Raw genomic sequence first — 18,324 nt, forward strand, 5'->3', positions numbered from 1 at the left:
GCTGTGGACTACTTGACGACCGCGGCGGCCAGCTTGGAGAGCGGCTCGCCCAGGGCGCTCACACCGTCCGACAGCTCCTTGCGCTCGGCCTCGCCGACCTTGTCGTACGAGGTGAACTCGTAGCCGTTCTTGTCGGCGCGGTACTTGTCGAGCAGGGTGTTCAGCGCGGCGAACTGGGTGTCGAGCTGCTTGGCCAGCTCGGGGTCGTTCTTCGCGGTGACCGTCTTGAGGAGCTCGTAGGACTTCTCGGCACCCTCGACGTTGGCCTTGAAGTCGACCAGGTCGGTGTGGCTGTAGCGCTCTTCCTCGCCGGTCACCTTGCCGGTGGCGACCTCGTCGAGCAGCTCCTTGGCGCCGTTGGCCATGGAGGTGGGGGTGATCTCCGCCTGGCCGACCTTCTTCTGCCATTCGGTCAGGTCGGTGATCAGGGTGTCGGCGAGCTTCTTCTCGTCGTCGCCGATCTTTCCGTCCTGGAAGAGGGACTTCTCCAGGCGGTGCCAGCCGGTCCAGTCCTTCGCCGGGTCCTGGCCGGCCTCCAGGCCGTCCTCGCGGACGTCGACCTTGGGGTCGATGTCGCCGAAGGACTCGGCGACGGGCTCGGTGCGCTCCCAGCCGATGCGGGAGGGCGCGTAGGCCTTCTTCGCGGCCTCCAGGTCGCCGGCCTTGACGGCGTCGGCGAAGGCCCGGGCCTTCGGGAGGGTCTCGTCGGCCTGCTCCTGGACGTACTTGCGGTACGCGGCGACGGCGGCGTCCAGTTCGGGGCTGCGCTTCTCGGTGCCGCCCTTGCCGGTCGCCTTGGTCTTCGTGCGGATGCCGTCGCCCTTCATGCCGGGCTTGCAGACGAAGGCGTAGTCGCCCGCCTTGATCTCGGCGGTGATGGTGGCCTTGGTGCCGGGGCCGATGTTCTCGCGCTCGGCGACGATCCGGTCGTCCGGGAAGAGCACGTACAGCTCGGTGACCTTGGAGCCCTTGTTCTCGACCTCGATGGTGACCTTGCCGGCCGGGAACTCCGTCTGGGAGACCTCGCAGGCGCTGTCGGTCGCGTTCACGTGGATCGCGCCGGAGCCGCCCTTGTCGCTCTTCTCCGCGCATCCGGTCACTGCGGTGAGCGCGGCCGCCGCTGCTGCGGCGGTGAGGACGGTGAGGCGGGCGGGGCGCATGTGGGCTCCTGGCGGGGGTGAAGACTGGGGGACGGGCCGGTGAGGCGGACCTAACTTAACCGAGGCTTACCTGACCGATGCCCACTCGTCCAGTGATTCAGCTCTCACCTTCCGGCCCCGGACACAAGCCCGTCACGGCCCCTCCATGACCGTCTCAAGCGAGAGTCAAGCGGAAGTCAAGTGCCCGTTCGCCTTCCGAACGCCGTCCCGCCTTCCGTCCGCCGGACGGGTCCGCGGTCGCAGCGGTCCGCCCGGAGCGCGGGGCGGCGGCCGGTCGCGCACGCCGTGCTTGAATGCCAGCGTGAACGATCTAGACGTGATCAGGGTCTTCTGCGCGGGTGACGGCCGGCACGGCAACCTGCTCGGAGTCGTCCGCGACGGCCGCACCTGCCCGGACGACGCGTCCCGGCAGGCCCTCGCCGCCGAGCTGGGCTACAGCGAGACGGTGTTCGTCGACGACCCCGAGCGCGGGGTCGTCGACATCCGCACCCCCGGCACGCGCATGTCCTTCGCCGGGCACCCGCTGGTCGGGGTCGCCTGGCTGCTGGACATCGAGGAGCTCCAGCCGCCCGCCGGTCCCGTGTGGGCGCGCGACGACGGGGAGTTCACCTGGATCACGGCCCGCCCCGAGTGGGTCACCGGCAAGCGCACCGAGCAGTACCCGAGCCCCGCCGAGGTCGACGCGCTGCCCGCGCCGCCGCCCGGCGAGGGCTGGCTGTACGCCTGGGCCTGGGAGGACGAGACCGCGGGCCGGATCCGCGCCCGGGGCTTCCCGCGCCGCCCCGACGGCGTCATCGCCGAGGACGAGGCCACCGGCTCGGCGGCGATCCTGCTCACGGCGCAGCTGAACCGCGCCCTGAACATCACCCAGGGCGCGGGCTCCCAGCTCCTCACCGCCCCGAACCCCGACGGCACGGTCGAGCTCGGCGGACGGGTCCGCTTCGCCTCGTGACGCGACCGCGCGGAAGGAGGGCCGGCCGGGTGCACCCGCACCGGCCGCCGGCCCTCCTCCGCCCGCACCGCCCGCTCCGCCCGGCCGGGGCCTACGCGCTCAGCCGGAACTCCTCGCCCAGCTCGCGGAAGACCGCGCCGTTGAAGTCGAAGGCCCGCTTGCACTCGTCGACGATCCGCTGCTTCTCCAGGTCGTCGGCGGCGATGGCGTCCAGCAGCTCCCGGTAACCCCGCTTGAAGGCGGCCGGGTTGGCGATGTCCGCGAAGACGTAGAACCGCACGCCGTCGCCCTTGCGCTCGAAGCCCCAGGCGCGCTCCGCCTTGTCCCGGATGATCTGGCCGCCGGAGAGGTCGCCCAGGTAGCGCGTGTAGTGGTGGGCGACGTACCCGCCCGGCCAGGAGGCCGCGCACTCGGCGACCCGGTCCGCGTACGCCCGCGTCGCCGGCAGCGCGGCGACCGCCTCCCGCCAGCCGGGGCCGAGCAGGTGCGCCAGGTCGCGTTCGATCTCGGCGACGCGCATCAGCTCGGGCCGGATGAAGGGACCCGCCACCGGGTCGTCCCGCAGGGAGCCGGCGCCCTCCTCCAGCGCCCAGTACACGAACCAGAGCTGCTCGGTGTAGCGGGCGTACGCGTCCACGCCCAGCCGTCCGCCGAGCATGTCGCTCATGAACGTGGAGGTCTCGGCTTCGGTGTGCTGCTCGTGCGAGGCGACACGGATGACCGTGGAGAAGGCGTCCAAGACTGACCTCCGGAGGAGAGGAAGCGGGCCCGGCGGCGCGGTGCCGCCACGCCCGATCCTCCTGCTTAGGTTTACCTAAGTCAATGTGTTCCCGACGTGCTGTCGGCAAAAACCCCCACGGTGGCAAAAACTCCTGGCGAAACTCCTACGGCAGGGTCAGGATCTCCGCACCGGTGTCCGTCACCACGAGGGTGTGCTCGAACTGGGCCGTGCGCTTGCGGTCCTTCGTGACGACCGTCCAGCCGTCCTCCCACATGTCGTACTCGTGGGTGCCCAGCGTCAGCATCGGCTCGATGGTGAAGGTCATGCCGGGCTCGATGACGGTGGTGGCGTGCGGGCTGTCGTAGTGCGGGATGATCAGGCCCGAGTGGAAGGACGAGTTGATGCCGTGCCCGGTGAAGTCCCGCACCACTCCGTACCCGAACCGCTTCGCGTACGACTCGATGACCCGGCCGATGACGTTGATCTGGCGGCCCGGCTTGACCGCCTTGATCGCGCGGTTCAGGGCCTCCCGGGTGCGCTCCACCAGCAGCCGCGACTCCTCGTCCACCTCGCCGCACAGGTAGGTGGCGTTGTTGTCGCCGTGCACGCCGCCGATGTACGCGGTCACGTCGAGGTTCACGATGTCGCCGTCCCGCAGGACGGTCGAGTCGGGGATCCCGTGGCAGATGACCTCGTTGAGCGAGGAGCACAGGGACTTCGGGAACCCCCGGTAGCCGAGCGTCGAGGGGTAGGCGCCGTGGTCGCACATGTACTCGTGCGCGACCCGGTCCAGCTCGTCGGTGGTCACCCCGGGCGCGATGTGCTTCGCCGCCTCCTCCATCGCCTGGGCGGCGATCCGGCCGGCGATGCGCATGGCCTCGATGGTCTCGGCGGACTGCACCTCCGGGCCGGTGTAGGGAGAGGGCGCGGGCTTGCCCACGTACTCGGGCCGGCGGATGTTTCCGGGGACGGAACGGACGGGAGAGAGCTCGCCTGGTACGAGCAGCGACTGGCCAGACATGCAAGCGAGTGTATCCAGCGGTCATGGGGCAGCATGGCGACGAGAAGCGGTATCGAACGGTATCGAGCGGCGGTACCGCGAGCCGGCGGCGAGAGGAGCCCGAAGGCGATGGCCCTGTTCAAGAAGCGCCAGGTGGGAAAGCCGGGCGAGTGGTTCTACTGCCTCGTCCACCACAAGGTCGAGGAAGGCCCCGAGTGCCCCGCCAAGGACCGCTTCGGCCCCTACGCGACCCCGGAGGAGGCCTCCCACGCCATGGCGACGGCCGAGGAGCGCAACCTCGAATGGCAGAACGACCCCAAGTGGAACGACAAGACCCGCGAGGAGGAGGACGGCGGCGGCGCCACCCCGTGACGGCCCGCGCGGGACGGGCGGCGTGACGCCACCCGGCGGCGGCCCGCGCCGGGCGGGCACGTGACGCCACCCCCGCGGCGGCCCGCGCCGGGCGGTGCAGCGGTCGGCTACCAGCGGGTGGGCGGTGGGGCGGTCAGCTGGTCGGCCAGCCGGGCCAGCCGGTCGCGCAGCCGCCGCCGCCCCCGCTGCGCCGGCAGGCCGTTCTCCCCGGCCGCCGCGCTGACCAGGTGCTGCACGGTGTCCAGGTCCAGCTCGCCGGCCGCGGCCGGCACCGACAGGGCGTCGTGCGCGAGGGTGCCGAGGTCCGGGTCCCCGCCGTCCAGGGACAGTACGGTCGCCCCCGCGCGCCGGGCGTCGCACACCCGCTCCAGCAGCCCCTCGCCGGGCCGCTCCGGAGCCACCACCAGCAGCGTGTGCCCGCGCCGGGCCGCCTCCAGCCGGCCCAGCCCCACCGACAGATGCGGCGGCTCACCCGGCCGCACGTGATGGCGTACCAGCGTCGGCGCCAGCTCCGGCAGACCCGACCAGGCGGCCTCGTCCACCAGGTGCGCCGCCAGGTGCCAGGGCTCGTACTGCTCCGTGCCCACCAGCAGCAGGCTGCCGCCGGACGGCACCACCGACCGGCGCAGCGATCCCGCGAAGCGCCGGGCCTCGCCCGGCCACTGGGTTCCGGCGAGCACCTCGCGCAGCAGCGCCACCCTCACGGCATCCATGGCGGCATCCTGCACCATCGCGGCGCCCGCCCGGCCCGACACGGCCCTCCTCGTCCCGGCTACCCGGCAGTACCCTCGCCCCCATGACTTCCTCAGACAGCACGCAGAAGCCGCCGGCCAAGGACCCCTGGGACCTCCCGGACGTTTCCGGCCTCGTCGTCGGCGTCCTCGGCGGCACCGGCGACCAGGGCCGCGGCCTCGCCTACCGGCTGGCCCGCGCCGGCCAGAAGGTGATCATCGGCTCCCGCGCCGCCGACCGCGCGCGGAGCGCCGCCGAAGAGCTCGGCCTCGGCGTCGAAGGCGCCGACAACGCCGACTGTGCCCGCCGCAGCGACATCGTGATCATCGCGGTGCCGTGGGAGGGCCACGCCAAGACCCTCGAAGCGCTGCGCGAGGACCTCGCGGGCAAGCTCGTCGTGGACTGCGTGAACCCCCTCGGCTTCGACAAGCAGGGGGCCTACGCCCTCCAGGTCGAGGAGGGCAGCGCCGCACAGCAGGCCGCCGCGCTCCTGCCCGACTCCAGGGTCACCGCCGCCTTCCACCACCTCTCCGCCGTCCTCCTCCAGGACACCTCGGTCGAGGAGATCGACACCGACGTGATGGTCCTCGGCGAGTCCCGCGCCGACACCGACGTCGTCCAGGCCCTCGCGGCCCGCATCCCCGGCATGCGCGGCGTCTTCGCGGGCCGCCTGCGCAACGCCCACCAGGTCGAGGCGATGGTCGCGAACCTCATCTCGACCAACCGCCGCTACAAGGCCCACGCGGGCGTCCGCCTCACGGACGTGTGATCCCCCACGCCCGCGGCCCCGCTCCGGCAGCGGGGCCCGGGCGGGATGGGGGACACTGGAGGGGCTCGACCCCGACCCGTGTTTCCGAGGAGCTGTTCCGGATGCCCCGCCTTGCCGTCTTCGCCCTTGTCGTCTGCGTCCTCGCCGTGGCCGCGGCCGTGGTCGCCTTCGTGGAGGGCAGCTTCCTCGGGATCGTGTGGGTGCTGCTGGCGGGCGTCACGTCCAACATGGCCTGGTTCTACGTCCGCAAGGCCAAGGCCGAGAAGCAGCGCGCGGCCTGAGGCGGCCCCCGTCGCGGCTCAGTCCTCGGGGACGGCGCAGAAGCCGTCCGAGTCCTGCCAGAAGCGGTACAGGTCGCGGCCGCAGTACGTCTCCGGGTCCGAGACGCCGAGCGCGCGCAGGACCCCGCGCACCACGTCGAAGAAGAACAGGTTGACCTCGGGGATCCACAGCAGCGCGAACACCCCGATCAGCGCGAACGGCGCCAGCGGGGCCAGCTCGCGGCGCACGCGGTGGGAGAGCCAGGGCTCGATGACCCCGTAGCCGTCCAGCCCCGGGACCGGCAGGAAGTTCAGGATCGCCGCCGAGACCTGGAGCAGCGCGAGGAAGGCCAGCGCGAAGCGGAAGTGCACCGGCACCCCGTCGAGGGCGTCCAGCCAGAACGGGGCGGTGCAGACGACGGCGAACGCCACGTTCGTCAGGGGGCCAGCCGCCGAGACGAGGCTGTGCTTCCAGCGGCCCCGGATCCGGTCGCGTTCGATGTACACGGCCCCGCCGGGCAGGCCCAGCCCGCCCAGGATCACGAAGACCACCGGCAGCACGATGCTGAGCAGGGCGTGCGTGTACTTCAGCGGGTTCAGGGTGAGGTAGCCCTTGGCCCCGACCGTGATGTCACCGCCGTGCAGCGCCGTGCGGGCGTGCGCGTACTCGTGCAGGCACAGCGAGACCACCCACGCGGCCGTGACGAAGAGGAACACGGCCAGGCCCGGGCTCGCCGCGTAGCCCGTCCACACCGCCCAGCCGGTCACGGCCATGACGGCGACGATGCCGAGGAACACGGAACTGATCTGCCGCTCGCCGCGGACGCCCTGATGACCCATGCGGCGAAACCTATCCCGGGCTCCGGGCCGCCCCGCTCCCGGGGCCGGGGACAATGGGCCGGTGCGTTACGCGATTCTCGGCACCGCCCAGGCCATCCGCGACGACGGGAGCCCCGTCGCCGTCGGAGGAGCCCGCCTGCGCGCGCTCCTGACCGCGCTCGCCCTGCGGCCGGGCCGCGCGGTCCCGGCGGGGCTGCTGGTCGCCGAGGTGTGGGACGCCGCGCCGCCGGCCGACGCCGTCGCCGCGCTCCAAGCGCTGGTGGGGCGGCTGCGGCGGGCACTGGGGCACGCGGCCGTGCGTTCCGTCGAGGGCGGGTACCTGCTGGAGGCGCAGCGGGAGGACGTCGACGCGTACCGCTTCGAACGGCTCGTGCGCTCCGCCGCGGCCGACCCGGACCCGGCCCGGGCGGCGGCCCTGTACGACGAGGCGCTCGCGCTGTGGCGGGGCCCGGCGCTGGCCTCCCTCCCCGATCCGGCGGCCGAGGCCGCGCGCTGGAATGCCGTACGGATGGACGCGCGCCGGGGCCGCCTGGGCGCGGCGCTGGCGCTGGGCGAGGCGGAACAGGCCCTGCCGGAGCTGACCGAGCTGTGTGCGCGGCAGCCGCTGGACGAGTCCGCGCAGGTGCTGCGGATCCGGGCCCTGCGTGCGGTGGGCCGCCCGGCGGAGGCGCTGGCCGCCTACGAGACGGTCCGCCAGGACCTCGCCGCCCGCCTCGGCACGGATCCGGGCCCGGCCCTGCGCGCCCTGCACACGGAACTCCTCTCCCCGCCCCCGGACGCCCCGGCCCCGGCCCCGACCGGAGTCCGGCCCGCCGCACAGGCGGCCCCCGCCGCCCCGGCCCCCGCGCAGCCGGCCGCTCCCGCCCCCGGGAACCTGCGCGCGCGGCTGACCACCTTCGTCGGGCGGGAGGAGGACATCCGCGTCCTCGGCGACGACCTCGCCCGGGCACGGCTCGTCACGCTGCTCGGCCCCGGCGGCGCCGGGAAGACGCGGCTCTCCCAGGAGGCCGCCGAGGCGCACGCCCGCACGGCCCGCGCCGCCGGCGGCGACGACTGGCCCGACGGGGTGTGGTTCGCCGAGCTGGCGCCCGTGGACGACCCCGACGACGTCGCCGAGGCCGTCCTCGCCGCGCTCGGCGCCCGCGAGACGAAGCTGCGCGGCGCCGCCGCGGAGGAACTGCGCGCGCTGACCGACCGGGCCGGCCACGACCCCCTCGACCGACTCACCGAGCACTGCTCCCGCCGCCGGCTCCTGCTGCTCCTGGACAACTGCGAGCACGTCATCGGCGCCGCCGCCCGGCTCGCCGAGCGGCTCCTGACCCACTGTCCCGGCGTGCGGATCCTGGCCACCAGCCGCGAACCCCTCGGCGTGCCGGGCGAGTTCCTGCGTCCCGTCGAGCCGCTGCCCGACCCCGTCGCGCTGCGGCTGCTGGACGACCGGGGGGCTGCCGCCCGGCCCGGGTTCAGCGTCGCCGACGACCCGGCCGCCGCCGCGGAGATCTGCCGCCGCCTGGACGGGCTGCCGCTCGCCATCGAGCTGGCCGCCGCCCGGCTGCGCCTGCTCACCCCGCGCCAGATCGCCGACCGCCTCGACGACCGCTTCCGCCTGCTGACCGGCGGCGCCCGTACCGTCCTGCCCCGCCAGCAGACCCTGCGCGCCGTCGTCGACTGGTCGTGGGAGCTGCTGGACGAGCCCGAGCGGGCCGTCCTGCGGCGGCTGTCGGTCTTCGCCGGCGGCTGCGACCTGGACGCCGCCGAAGCCGTCTGCGCCGACCCGGAGGCGGGGGCGGACGCCGACGTCGCCGACAGCATGGCGGCCCTGGTCGACAAGTCCCTCGTCGTGGCCGCGCCCGGCCCCGCCGGCGAGATGCGCTACCGCCTCCTGGAGACCGTCGGCGAGTACGCCGCCGAGCGCCTCGCCGAGGCCGGCGGCGACCGGGAGGCCACCGAGCACCGCCACCTCGTCCACTACCGCGAACTCGCCCGCACCACCGAACCCCTGCTGCGCGGCCACGGCCAGCGCGCGGCCGCCGACCGGCTCGCCACCGAGTACGAGAACCTCCGTACCGCCCTGCGCCGGGCCGTCGCCACCCGCGACGCCGGCGAAGTGCTGTGCCTGGTGCACTCGCTCGGCTGGTACTGGCACATGCAGGACCTGCGGGCCGAGTCCCGGCACTGGTCGGACGCAGCCGCCGAACTCGGCCCCGACCCCTTCCGGCCGCCCCACACCCCCGCCGAGCCCGTCCACGAACGGCTCGTCGACTCGCCCCCGCCCTACTCCGGCGAGGTGCTCGCCGAGGGCTGGCGGGCCCTGCACCTGGTACGCCTGGCCGCCCGGGACCAGACCAGCAGCGACTGGGACACCCCGGAGGTCCGCGAACAGGTGAAGGGCGTGCTCGCCACCTACCGGCCCGGACTCCCGCAGACCTGCCGCCCCCCGGCCTCCCTGTGGATCTACGCCGTGATGATCGCGGGGGACGCGGGGCTGCTCAAGCGGGTCGTGGACGCGACCGTCGACACCGCCCGCGAACTCGGCTACCGCTGGGAGCTCGCCTCCGCCCTCCAGCTGCGGGCGAACATCCTCGCCAACCGCGCCGACTGGGCCGGCGACGCCTCCCGCGACGCCGACGAGAGCCTGGCCCTCTTCCGCGAACTCGGCGACGACTGGGGCTGCGCCGAAGCCCTGTCGGCCCGCGCCGAGTCCCGGGAGAAGCGCGGGGACTACGCCCTGTCCGCCCAGGACTACCGCGAGGCGATCGAGTACGCCGAACGCCTCGGCGCCAAGGCGCAGGTGACGGTGCTGCGGGTGCGGATGGCCGGCTCCCTCGTCGAGAGCGGCCGGATCGAGGAGGCCGAGCGGATCCTCACCGAGAGCCTCACCACGGTGGAACGGTTCGGCAACGAGGCCATGCCCGCCGCCCGGATGTTCCTCGCGCACGTCTACGGCACCACCGGCCGGATCCCCGAGGCCCGCGCCCAGATCCAGCTGCTGCGCGACGAGTTCGCGCTCGGCGCGTTCGCCGTCTTCGACGTGTTCCTGCTCGCCACGACGGCCTGGCTGGACAACCGGGAGGGCAAGCACGAGGACGCCCTGGCGCTGGCCCGTGAGGCCGCGGGGGCCGTCCGCCACCCGCTGGCGATGATGGTCGCCCCCCACATGCCCTCCCTGTACCTGCTGACGGCCGCGGTGGCCCGGGTGGGCCTCGGCGGCCGGGAACAGGCGTACGAGGGGGCTCGGCTGTTCGGCGCCTACCGGGCCCACCTGCCGGCGGGGCACGTCCCGGGCTCCTCGGAGCGGCAGGACGCCGCGCTCGCCGAGCAAGCGGCGCGGGCGGCGCTGGGCGACGCCGCGTACGGGGCGGCGTACGCCGAAGGCGGCGGCCTCACCCTGGAGGAGGCCACCGCCCTCATCTGATTCCGGCCGGCTCCCCCGCGCGGTGCCGTCCGGGACGCGATCCGGACGGACCGGCCTGCCCGGGATCAGGTCTTCTGGCGGAACTTGCGGACCGCGACCGGCATGGTGACCGCCGTGATGGCGACCGACCAGCCCAGGGTGATCCACACGGAGTTGCCCAGCGGGGTGCCGTTGATCAGGCCGCGGGCCGCGTCGGCCAGGTTGGACAGCGGGTTGTAGTCCGTGAAGCTCTGCAGCCAGCCGGGCATCGTCGTCGGCGGGGCGAAGATCGAGCTGCCGAACTGCAGCGGCATCAGGACCATCATCGCCATGCCCTGCACGGCCTGCGCGGTCTTCAGCGTCAGACCCAGCAGGATGAAGATCCACATCAGTGAGGCGCCGAAGACGGCCGACAGCCCGATGGCGAGGAACAGTTCCAGCACCGAGGACTTGATGGACAGGCCGAGGATGAAGCCCACGGCGAGCAGGATCGTGATGGCGACCATCATCCGGCCGAGCTCGACCACGATCTTCGCGATGAGGACCGACGACCGGGCGATCGGCATGGCCCGGAAGCGGTCCATCACGCCCTTCTTGAAGTCGTCGTTGACGCCGGTGCCCACACCCATGGCGATGTTCATGCCCATCATCGCCATCAGGCCCGGGACGACGTAGTTGACGTACTCGCCCTGGTTGCCCTTGCCGGAGATCGCGCCGCCGAAGACGAACACGAACAGCAGCGTGAAGATGATCGGCATGAACAGGACGTCGAACATCGACTCCGGGTCCTGCTTGATCTGGAGCGCGTTGCGGCGGACCAGGGCGCCGATGTGGCGCAGGTTGGCCCGCAGGCCGATCCGGCCCTCGTCGGGCAGGGGGGACGCGGCGGCGGCCGCGGCGCCGGTGCGGGGCTTCGTCGTGGTGGCGGTGCTCATGCCGCGACCTCCTGGTCCGTCTCGGTCTTCTCGGTGGGTACGGCGTCCCGCGCCGCGGCCGGCCGCTGGCCGGTGATGGACAGGAACACCTCGTCCAGGCTCGGCAGGTACGTGCCGAGGTCGGCGATCGCGTACCCGCGGGCGGCCAGCAGGCCGACCACGGCGGTCAGCTGCTCGTCGCTCAGGATGGGGACCAGCAGCACCCCCTCGTCCGGCACCGCCTGGGAGCCGGCCACGCCGTCCAGGCCGGTCTCCGCCAGCGAGCGCGCCATGCCGGGCAGGTCGGAAGCGTCCGCGGGGCGGATCCGCAGGGTGCGGCCGCCGACGCGGGCCTTCAGCTCGTCGACCCCGCCCTTGGCGATGACCTTGCCCCGGTCGATGACCGTCAGCTCGCTCGCGAGCTGCTCGGCCTCTTCCATGTACTGGGTGGTGAGCAGGACGGTGGCGCCCTCGGCGACCATCCGCTGCACCTCGTCCCACACCTCGTTGCGGGTACGGGGGTCCAGGCCGGTGGTCGGCTCGTCCAGGTAGAGCACCGCCGGGCGGCCGATCATGGAGGCGGCCAGGTCGAGCCGGCGGCGCATGCCGCCGGAGTAGTTCATCACGGCCTTCTTCGCGGCCTCGGTGAGGGAGAACCGCTCCAGCAGCTCGTCCGCGCGGGCCCGGGCGTCCTTGCGGGACAGGTCCAGCAGCCGGCCGATCATGTAGAGGTTCTCCCAGCCGGAGAGCTTCTCGTCGACCGAGGCGTACTGGCCGGTCAGGCCGATCGTGCGGCGCAGCTGCCGGGGCTGGCGGACCACGTCGAAGCCGGCGACGGTCGCCGTGCCCGCGTCCGGGACGATCAGGGTGGACAGGCAGCGGACCAGGGTGGTCTTGCCGGCGCCGTTCGGTCCGAGGACGCCGAGCACGGTGCCCTCGCGGACATCCAGGTCGACCCCGTCCAGGGCCTTGGTCTCGCCGTAGTGCTTGACCAGCCCCCGCACTTCCACGGCGTGGGAGTTCTTGTCGTTTCGCGTCATGCCGCCATGGGACCAGCCGCCACTGACAAACCGCCGACAGCCGGCCGACAGCCCGCCGACAGCGGACCGACGGGCAGCCGAAAGCCCGCCGGCCCTGTCGGCCGGCGGGCTGTCGGTACGCGCGGACTAGTGGAAGGCGTGCTCCTCCTGCGGGAACGTTCCGCCGACCACGTCCTCGGCGAAGGCCTTCGCCGCGTCACCCATCGTGCGGCGCAGGTCCGCGTACTGCTTGACGAAGCGCGGCATCTTCCCGCCGGTCAGGCCCATCATGTCGGTCCACACCAGCACCTGCGCGTCGCACTCCGCGCCCGCGCCGATACCGACGGTCGGGATGTGCAGGGACCGGGTGACCTCGGCGGCCAGCTCGGCCGGCACCAGTTCCAGGACCACCGCGAAGGCACCGGCGTCCTGCGCCGCCTTCGCGTCGCGCAGCAGCTGGTGCGCGGCCTCGTCGGTGCGGCCCTGCACCCGGTAGCCCATGGCGTTGACGGACTGCGGGGTCAGGCCCAGGTGGGACATGACCGGGATGCCGGACTGCACGATCAGCTCGGTCTGGTGCAGCGAGCGCTCGCCGCCCTCCAGCTTGACCGCCCCGACACCGGCCTCCTTCACCAGCCGGGTCGCGCTGCGCAGGGCCTGCACGGCGCCTTCCTGGTAGGAGCCGAACGGCAGGTCGCCGACGACCAGGGCCCGGCTGGTGCCCCGTACGACGGCCGCCGACAGCAGGGTCATCTCGTCCATCGTCACGGGGACGGTGGTGTCGTAGCCGAGGTGACAGTTGCCCATCGAGTCACCGACGAGGATGACCGGGATGCCGGCCTCGTCGAACACGGACGCCGTCATGGCGTCGTAGGCGGTGAGCATGGGCCACTTCTCGCCGCGCTCCTTGGCGAGGTTCAGGTCGCGGACGGTGATCCGCCGGTTGCCCGTCCCCCCGTAGAGGGTGGGGGAGGCGGCTTCGCGGGCAGGCGAAACGGCATGCGTCATTGCAACTGCTCCTTGTGTCATCTCGAGGCGCCCTCACGGCGTCCCCGGACTCACCCACCATGGTGGCACCCGTCGGGCCGTGGACGGAAGTGGCAGGGCTGCGGCGCGCTGACCCGTCCGTCACACTCCCGGCCCGCCTCCAGGCGCGCAGGAGCCAATGTGCGCGTTTCGTGACAAGCGGAACCCCGGCCGTACGACCGTTCGTCCTCCCGGTCGTACGGCCGCGAGGACGGCACGAAAGGCTTCGGACATCGCCTAGGGTCAAGGGGCGGGGACGGAGCGCGAGCACGGCAGCGAGGACATGGCATGGCACAGGCGTACATGACGGAGACGGGGAACGGCGGCTCAGAGCCCGGGCCCCCCGGATCCGGCCTGAAGCGCCGGCTGGCCGAGCTGCGCGGCGACCGGGGCATCTGGAAGCGCGGGATCGTCACCGCCGCCGTCGCCGCGCTGATCTCGCTGGTCATGATCTTCCACGCGGAGCTGCCCAACGACGTGGGCAACCTCGGCAGCCTCACCGAGACCTTCCTGCCCTGGCTGGGCCTGGCCGTCCCGGTCCTGCTCGCCATCGCCGTGGTCCGCAGGTCCGCCACGGCCCTGATCGCGATACTGCTGACCGCCGTGGTGTGGGTGAACCTCTTCGGCGGCCTGCTGACGGACAAGTCGGGCGGCGGCGGCAACCTGATGGTCGCCACCCACAACGTGGACGCCGACAACCCCGACCCCCGCGGCACCGCCGAGGCGGTCGCCACGTCGGGGGCCGACGTACTGGCCCTGACCGAGCTCAAGGCCGGCGCCGTCCCCGCCTACGAGAAGGCCCTGGAGCGCACGTACAAGTACCACGCGGTCGAGGGCACGGTCGGCGTGTGGAGCAAGTACCCGCTGACCTCCAGCAGGCCCGTGGACATCCGGCTGGGCTGGACCCGCGCCATGCGCACCACCGTCGCCGGCCCCTTCGGCGAGATCGGCGTCTACGTCGCCCACCTGCCCTCGGTCCGCGTCAAGCTGAACGCCGGCTTCACCGCCAACCAGCGCGACGACAGCGCCGACGCGCTCGGCGCGGCCCTCGCCTCCGAACCGCTGAAGAACGTCATCCTGCTCGGCGACCTCAACGGCACCATGAACGACCGCGCCCTGTCCGAGGTCACCTCGCAGATGCGCTCCACCCAGGGCGCGGCCGGCGACGGCTTCGGCTTCAGCTGGCCCGCGCAGTTCCCGATGGCCCGGATCGACCAGATCATGGTCCGCGGGGTGAAGCCGGAGGCCTCCTGGACGCTGCCGCGCACGAGCAGCGACCACCTCCCGGTCGCCGCCCGGGTGACCGTGCGCAAGTGACGTGAGGGGCGCGACGCCCGCACGCGACGGAGGGGCCCGCCGCACGAGCGGCGGGCCCCTCCCGGGTGCGGCGGCTACGCGCGCTCGCGCCAGCCGTTGGTGATGGGCAGGCGGCGGTCCTTGCCGAAGCCCTTCGCGGAGATCTTGGTGCCCGGCGGGTACTGGCGGCGCTTGTACTCCGCCGTGTCCACCATCCGCAGGATCCGGGCGACCAGCTGCCGGTCGAAGCCGGCCTCGACGATCGCCTCCAGGCCCTGGTCCCGGTCCACGTACAGGGCCAGGATCGCGTCGAGCACCGGGTAGTCCGGCAGCGAGTCCGTGTCCACCTGCCCCGGGCTGAGCTCGGCGCTCGGCGGCTTCACGATCGAGTTCTCCGGGATGGGCGGGGTCTCGCCCCGCTCCTGCGCGGCCCGGTTGCGGTACCGGGCGAGCCGGAAGACGTCGCTCTTGTAGACGTCCTTGATCGGCCCGTACGCGCCGACGGAGTCGCCGTAGAGGGTGGAGTAGCCGACGGCCAGCTCGGACTTGTTGCCCGGGGCCAGCACGATGTGGCCCTCCTGGTTGGAGACCGCCATCAGCAGGGTGCCGCGCAGCCGGGACTGGAGGTTCTCCTCGGCCAGGCCGGTCAGGCCCAGCGCGCCCATGTAGGCGTCGAACATCGGCTCGATCGGGACGGTGCGGAAGTTGAGCCCGGTCCGCGCGGCCAGGTCGGCGGCGTCGCCCTTGGAGTGCTCCGAGGAGTACTTCGAGGGCATGGAGATGCCGTACACGTTCTGCGCGCCGACCGCGTCGCAGGCGATGGCCGCGACGAGCGCCGAGTCGATGCCCCCGGAGAGCCCGATCAGGACGGAGCGGAAGCCGTTCTTGCGGACGTACGCGCGCAGGCCCACCACCAGGGCGTCGTAGACCTCCTCGTCGTCGTCCAGGCGGTCGGCGTAGCCGCCGGGCACGACCGGCTCGTACGCCTGGACCGGCTCCTCGGAGAGGATCACGCGGTCGATGCGCAGCCCGTCGTCGACGACGCCCTCGGGGGCGTCGGCCCGCGCCGCCGGCAGGTCCAGGTCCACCAGCACGCAGCCCTCGGAGAACTGCGGGGCGCGGGCGATGACCTCGCCGGAGGCGTCCACGACGATCGAGTCGCCGTCGAAGACCAGCTCGTCCTGGCCGCCCATCATCGCCACGTAGGCGAGGGTGCAGCCGGCCTCCTTCGCCCGCCTGCGGACCAGTTCGAGCCGTACGTCGTCCTTGTTGCGCTCGTACGGGGAGGCGTTGACCGAGATCAGCAGCCCGGCCCCGGCGGAGCGGGTCGCCGGGACGCGGCCGCCGTCCTGCCAGAGGTCCTCGCAGATGGCCAGGGCCACGTCGACGCCGTGCACCCGGATCACCGGCTGGGTGCTGCCCGGCACGAAGTACCGGAACTCGTCGAAGACGCCGTAGTTGGGGAGGTGGTGCTTGGCGAACCGCAGCACGACCTTCCCGCCGTACAGCACGGCGGCCGCGTTCTCCGGGGAGCCGGGCGGGAGGCCGAGCCGCGGGACGGCCTTCTCGCTGCGGTCGAGGTAGCCGACGACGACGGGGAGCCCGCCGAAGCCCTCGTCCGCGAGCCGCCGGGCGAGCGCGGCCAGTGCGGTGCGGGACGCGTCGACGAAGGACTCCCGCAGGGCCAGGTCCTCGACGGGGTACCCGGTCAGCGTCATCTCCGGGAACGCCACCAGGTGGGCGCCCTGCTCGGCGGAGTGCCGCGTCCAGTGCACGACCGAGTCGGAGTTGGCGGCGATGTCGCCGACCCGCGAGTCGATCTGATTCAGCGCGAGGCGAAGTTGAGGCACGGGGCCCAGTCTAATCGTCTTTCTGACGCGATGTCCTGGGCCCCGGCCGTCCGGGTACGGATCCGGGCCCGTTCAGCCGATCGGGCCGCTGAACTTCGCCGGGGGCAGCAGCACGCCGGGGGAGAGCTCCGCGCTGATGCTCCGGGTGCCCACGGGGACCTCGAAGGCGGCGCTGCCGGAAGCGGAGTGGCCCGGTTCGATGACGGTGTCGACGCGCTTGGGCATCCGGCCGTCGAAGACGAGCTTGCCGGCCTTGCCCTGGTCGTCGCGGACCTCGGGGATCGCGTGGACGACGCGGTGGGGCTCGTCCGAGGTGTTGGTGATGGTGAAGGGCACCTCCACCGCGTTGCCCACCTCGATCCACTTGCTGCTGGTCGTGTACGCCCGGGGCTGCCCGATCGTCAGCTCGATTCCGTTGGGGTAGGTGTACGTACGGCCGAAGGCGAGCGGGGTGCTCATGCCGGGGCCCGTCGACGGGGTGGGGTAGGGGGTGTCGGCGTCGGGGTCCTCGTCGTCGTAGTCGTCGTCCCATTCCCCGCCGGCCGGGCCGTGGGCGGAGCGGTCGATGGCCCGGTCGATGACGGTGACGGTGGTGAACCAGCCGCCGACGCACGCGCCGAGGCCGAGCACGCCGAGCACGGCACCCACGACGGCCATCGCCTTGCGCGGGGCGCCGGCGCGGGCGCGCACGAAGGCGGCGATGCCGAGGCCGAGGGCGGTCAGGCCGAGCAGGGCGCCGATCCAGAACACGAAGGGGACGAGGGCCACGGGGACGGCCACCAGGCCCAGGACCAGCGCGGCGACGGCCATCCCGTTGGAGGGCGCGGCGGGGGCGGGGTGGAAGCCGGGGTAGGCGGGGTAGCCGGGGTATCCGCCGTACGGCGCTGCGGGCTGACCGGGCTGGCTCCAGGCGGCGGCGGGGGGCGCGGCGGAGATCGGCGCGAACTGCGGCGGGGCGGCCCCGGGGGCGGGGGTCGCGAAGGGGTTGTACTCCTCGGCCGGCGGCGTCGGGGTGAGGGGAGCCGGAGCGGGGGCGGGCGGCGGCGTGAGGGGCGGGACGCCCGCCTGCGGCGGCGCGACCGGCGGTACATCGGCGTGCGGGGTCGCCCCACTCGCCGGGATGGCGCCCTCCGGAGCGGAGGGCAGGGTCTTCGCCAGGGACGGGCGGGCGTCCTCCGGAGCGGGCGCCGGCAGCTTCGCCGGCGACGGGCCGGCCGGCTGGGGCTCCGGCGGGGTCGGGGCCTGGGCCCCGGGGGACTTCAGCAGCGACGGCTTCGCCGGCTCCGGCTCCGGCGCCTGCGGGGGCTCCGACGGCGACGGCTTCGCCGTCTCGGGTATGGGCGTGCCCGCGGCCTCGGTCGGCGGACCGGACGGGGGCTCGGGCGGGTTCGGGGGCGTGCTCATACCTGGCGGCGTCCTTGGGTTGTGCGGCGTACGGAGCGCGGAACGCGGTGTACGGACGATGCGGGCAGACTGCCACGCCCTCCGGCCCCCTCCAACCCCGGTACGGCCCCGGCCCCGCCCGGGGAACGGAAATCGGCCGATGTGCCGGAATCGTGGGAACCCGGCCGGTCCCGTGCCCGTTCCCCCGGTGTGGGACTCGGCCGGATGGCCCAGCAGCGCCGCCGCCCGGGGGCGCCGCACGCCATCGCCGCATCCGCTGAGGAACAGTCACCCCATGCGCACACACCGCCCCGCAGGCGAGGAACGCCCCAGGGGCCGGACCGGGCCCGTCGCCCTCCTCGTCGGCCTCGGCGCGGCCGCGTACACCGCCTGGGTGCTCGAAGTCGTCCTCTCCACCGGCCTCAACCCCATCGAGGCCTACGTCAGCGAACTCGCCGCCCAGGACCAGCCCCTCGGCGGCCTCTTCCGGGCCACCGACTTCACCGCGGGCCTGCTCGTCTTCCTCGGCGGGCTGCTCGCCCTAGGGGGTGTCCGCAAAGTCCCGCCTGCCCTGCGACGCCTGGCACCGCACCTCGCCGCGTTGTCGGGCCCGCCCGAGTACGTCCAGTACGCGGG

General features: G+C 73.3%; 17 protein-coding genes. 7 read left to right on the forward strand and 10 right to left on the reverse strand.

The genetic code is table 11. From position 1 onward, the window contains the following. Positions 1-8 precede the first annotated feature (8 nt). Positions 9-1,160, reverse strand: a complete 1,152-nt coding sequence (gene efeO / locus AB0D45_RS17050; RefSeq protein WP_361607323.1) for an iron uptake system protein EfeO — start codon at positions 1,158-1,160, stop codon at positions 9-11. Positions 1,161-1,461: 301 nt separating this feature from the next. Here efeO and AB0D45_RS17055 point away from each other — a divergent pair, with 301 nt between their 5' ends. Then, positions 1,462-2,112: a PhzF family phenazine biosynthesis protein gene (locus AB0D45_RS17055; protein ID WP_362459528.1), complete on the forward strand. Its 651-nt coding sequence runs from the start codon at positions 1,462-1,464 to the stop codon at positions 2,110-2,112. Between the two features lie 91 nt (positions 2,113-2,203). On the opposite strand, the gene AB0D45_RS17060 is transcribed toward AB0D45_RS17055, so the two are convergent. Together AB0D45_RS17060 and map are read right to left on the reverse strand one after the other, a co-directional pair. Further along, on the reverse strand, positions 2,204-2,851 hold the full coding sequence (locus AB0D45_RS17060; RefSeq protein WP_362459531.1) for a biliverdin-producing heme oxygenase: 648 nt from the start codon (positions 2,849-2,851) through the stop codon (positions 2,204-2,206). A gap of 145 nt (positions 2,852-2,996) precedes the next feature. After that, the gene (gene map, locus AB0D45_RS17065) at positions 2,997-3,854 is read right to left on the reverse strand and encodes a type I methionyl aminopeptidase (protein WP_361607314.1); all 858 of its coding nucleotides are present in this window, start codon (positions 3,852-3,854) and stop codon (positions 2,997-2,999) included. A gap of 108 nt (positions 3,855-3,962) precedes the next feature. On the opposite strand from map, the gene AB0D45_RS17070 reads away from it, so the two are divergent. After that, complete coding sequence (locus tag AB0D45_RS17070; RefSeq protein WP_361607311.1) at positions 3,963-4,205, forward strand: hypothetical protein; 243 nt, start codon at positions 3,963-3,965, stop codon at positions 4,203-4,205. 107 nt (positions 4,206-4,312) lie between these two features. Here the strand turns inward: AB0D45_RS17070 and AB0D45_RS17075 are convergent, their stop codons facing one another. Then, complete coding sequence (locus AB0D45_RS17075; protein WP_362459535.1) at positions 4,313-4,918, reverse strand: hypothetical protein; 606 nt, start codon at positions 4,916-4,918, stop codon at positions 4,313-4,315. Positions 4,919-5,001: 83 nt separating this feature from the next. On the opposite strand from AB0D45_RS17075, the gene npdG reads away from it, so the two are divergent. Further along, positions 5,002-5,706, forward strand: coding sequence for an NADPH-dependent F420 reductase (npdG, locus tag AB0D45_RS17080; RefSeq protein WP_362459538.1), 705 nt, complete (start codon positions 5,002-5,004; stop codon positions 5,704-5,706). A gap of 101 nt (positions 5,707-5,807) precedes the next feature. After that, complete coding sequence (locus AB0D45_RS17085; protein WP_361607302.1) at positions 5,808-5,987, forward strand: hypothetical protein; 180 nt, start codon at positions 5,808-5,810, stop codon at positions 5,985-5,987. Between the two features lie 18 nt (positions 5,988-6,005). Here AB0D45_RS17085 and AB0D45_RS17090 read toward each other — a convergent pair whose 3' ends face one another. After that, positions 6,006-6,806, reverse strand: a complete 801-nt coding sequence (locus AB0D45_RS17090; RefSeq protein WP_362459541.1) for a site-2 protease family protein — start codon at positions 6,804-6,806, stop codon at positions 6,006-6,008. Between the two features lie 61 nt (positions 6,807-6,867). On the opposite strand from AB0D45_RS17090, the gene AB0D45_RS17095 reads away from it, so the two are divergent. Beyond that, on the forward strand, positions 6,868-10,221 hold the full coding sequence (locus tag AB0D45_RS17095; RefSeq protein WP_362459544.1) for a BTAD domain-containing putative transcriptional regulator: 3,354 nt from the start codon (positions 6,868-6,870) through the stop codon (positions 10,219-10,221). 65 nt (positions 10,222-10,286) lie between these two features. Here AB0D45_RS17095 and AB0D45_RS17100 read toward each other — a convergent pair whose 3' ends face one another. The 3 genes from AB0D45_RS17100 to panB all read right to left on the reverse strand — a co-directional run bounded on the left by AB0D45_RS17100 (position 10,287) and on the right by panB (position 13,141). Beyond that, a complete protein-coding gene (locus AB0D45_RS17100; protein WP_362459547.1) occupies positions 10,287-11,135 on the reverse strand; it encodes an ABC transporter permease in 849 nt (282 codons plus the stop codon). Continuing rightward, positions 11,132-12,154, reverse strand: coding sequence for an ATP-binding cassette domain-containing protein (locus AB0D45_RS17105; protein ID WP_362459550.1), 1,023 nt, complete (start codon positions 12,152-12,154; stop codon positions 11,132-11,134). The genes AB0D45_RS17100 and AB0D45_RS17105 overlap by 4 nt, the downstream gene beginning before the upstream one ends. Before the next feature lie 126 nt (positions 12,155-12,280). After that, on the reverse strand, positions 12,281-13,141 hold the full coding sequence (panB, locus tag AB0D45_RS17110) for a 3-methyl-2-oxobutanoate hydroxymethyltransferase (protein WP_361607056.1): 861 nt from the start codon (positions 13,139-13,141) through the stop codon (positions 12,281-12,283). 306 nt (positions 13,142-13,447) lie between these two features. On the opposite strand from panB, the gene AB0D45_RS17115 reads away from it, so the two are divergent. Further along, positions 13,448-14,476 carry an endonuclease/exonuclease/phosphatase family protein gene (locus AB0D45_RS17115; protein ID WP_362459553.1) on the forward strand — a complete coding sequence of 343 codons (1,029 nt, stop codon included), beginning with the start codon at positions 13,448-13,450 and terminating at the stop codon, positions 14,474-14,476. Positions 14,477-14,550: 74 nt separating this feature from the next. Here the strand turns inward: AB0D45_RS17115 and AB0D45_RS17120 are convergent, their stop codons facing one another. Together AB0D45_RS17120 and AB0D45_RS17125 are read right to left on the reverse strand one after the other, a co-directional pair. Further along, positions 14,551-16,305: an NAD+ synthase gene (locus tag AB0D45_RS17120; protein ID WP_362459556.1), complete on the reverse strand. Its 1,755-nt coding sequence runs from the start codon at positions 16,303-16,305 to the stop codon at positions 14,551-14,553. A gap of 72 nt (positions 16,306-16,377) precedes the next feature. Then, entirely contained in the window at positions 16,378-17,709 is a 1,332-nt protein-coding gene (locus AB0D45_RS17125) for a hypothetical protein (protein WP_362459559.1), read from the reverse strand. Between the two features lie 274 nt (positions 17,710-17,983). Here AB0D45_RS17125 and AB0D45_RS17130 point away from each other — a divergent pair. After that, on the forward strand, positions 17,984-18,324 hold a 341-nt coding region (locus AB0D45_RS17130; protein WP_362459562.1), incomplete at its 3' end, for a DUF998 domain-containing protein.

The organism is Streptomyces sp. NPDC048352 (genome assembly GCF_040651895.1).
Classification (GTDB): Bacteria; Actinomycetota; Actinomycetes; order Streptomycetales; family Streptomycetaceae; genus Streptomyces.

Coding starts and splice junctions, on each gene's coding strand:
- efeO (WP_361607323.1), bottom strand. CDS start 1,160: ATGCGCCCCGCCCGCCTCACCGTCCTCACCGCCGCAGCAGCGGCGGCC.
- map (WP_361607314.1), bottom strand. CDS start 3,854: ATGTCTGGCCAGTCGCTGCTCGTACCAGGCGAGCTCTCTCCCGTCCGT.
- AB0D45_RS17070 (WP_361607311.1), top strand. CDS start 3,963: ATGGCCCTGTTCAAGAAGCGCCAGGTGGGAAAGCCGGGCGAGTGGTTC.
- AB0D45_RS17075 (WP_362459535.1), bottom strand. CDS start 4,918: ATGGATGCCGTGAGGGTGGCGCTGCTGCGCGAGGTGCTCGCCGGAACC.
- npdG (WP_362459538.1), top strand. CDS start 5,002: ATGACTTCCTCAGACAGCACGCAGAAGCCGCCGGCCAAGGACCCCTGG.
- AB0D45_RS17085 (WP_361607302.1), top strand. CDS start 5,808: ATGCCCCGCCTTGCCGTCTTCGCCCTTGTCGTCTGCGTCCTCGCCGTG.
- AB0D45_RS17090 (WP_362459541.1), bottom strand. CDS start 6,806: ATGGGTCATCAGGGCGTCCGCGGCGAGCGGCAGATCAGTTCCGTGTTC.
- AB0D45_RS17100 (WP_362459547.1), bottom strand. CDS start 11,135: ATGAGCACCGCCACCACGACGAAGCCCCGCACCGGCGCCGCGGCCGCC.
- AB0D45_RS17105 (WP_362459550.1), bottom strand. CDS start 12,154: ATGACGCGAAACGACAAGAACTCCCACGCCGTGGAAGTGCGGGGGCTG.
- panB (WP_361607056.1), bottom strand. CDS start 13,141: ATGACGCATGCCGTTTCGCCTGCCCGCGAAGCCGCCTCCCCCACCCTC.
- AB0D45_RS17115 (WP_362459553.1), top strand. CDS start 13,448: ATGGCACAGGCGTACATGACGGAGACGGGGAACGGCGGCTCAGAGCCC.
- AB0D45_RS17125 (WP_362459559.1), bottom strand. CDS start 17,709: ATGAGCACGCCCCCGAACCCGCCCGAGCCCCCGTCCGGTCCGCCGACC.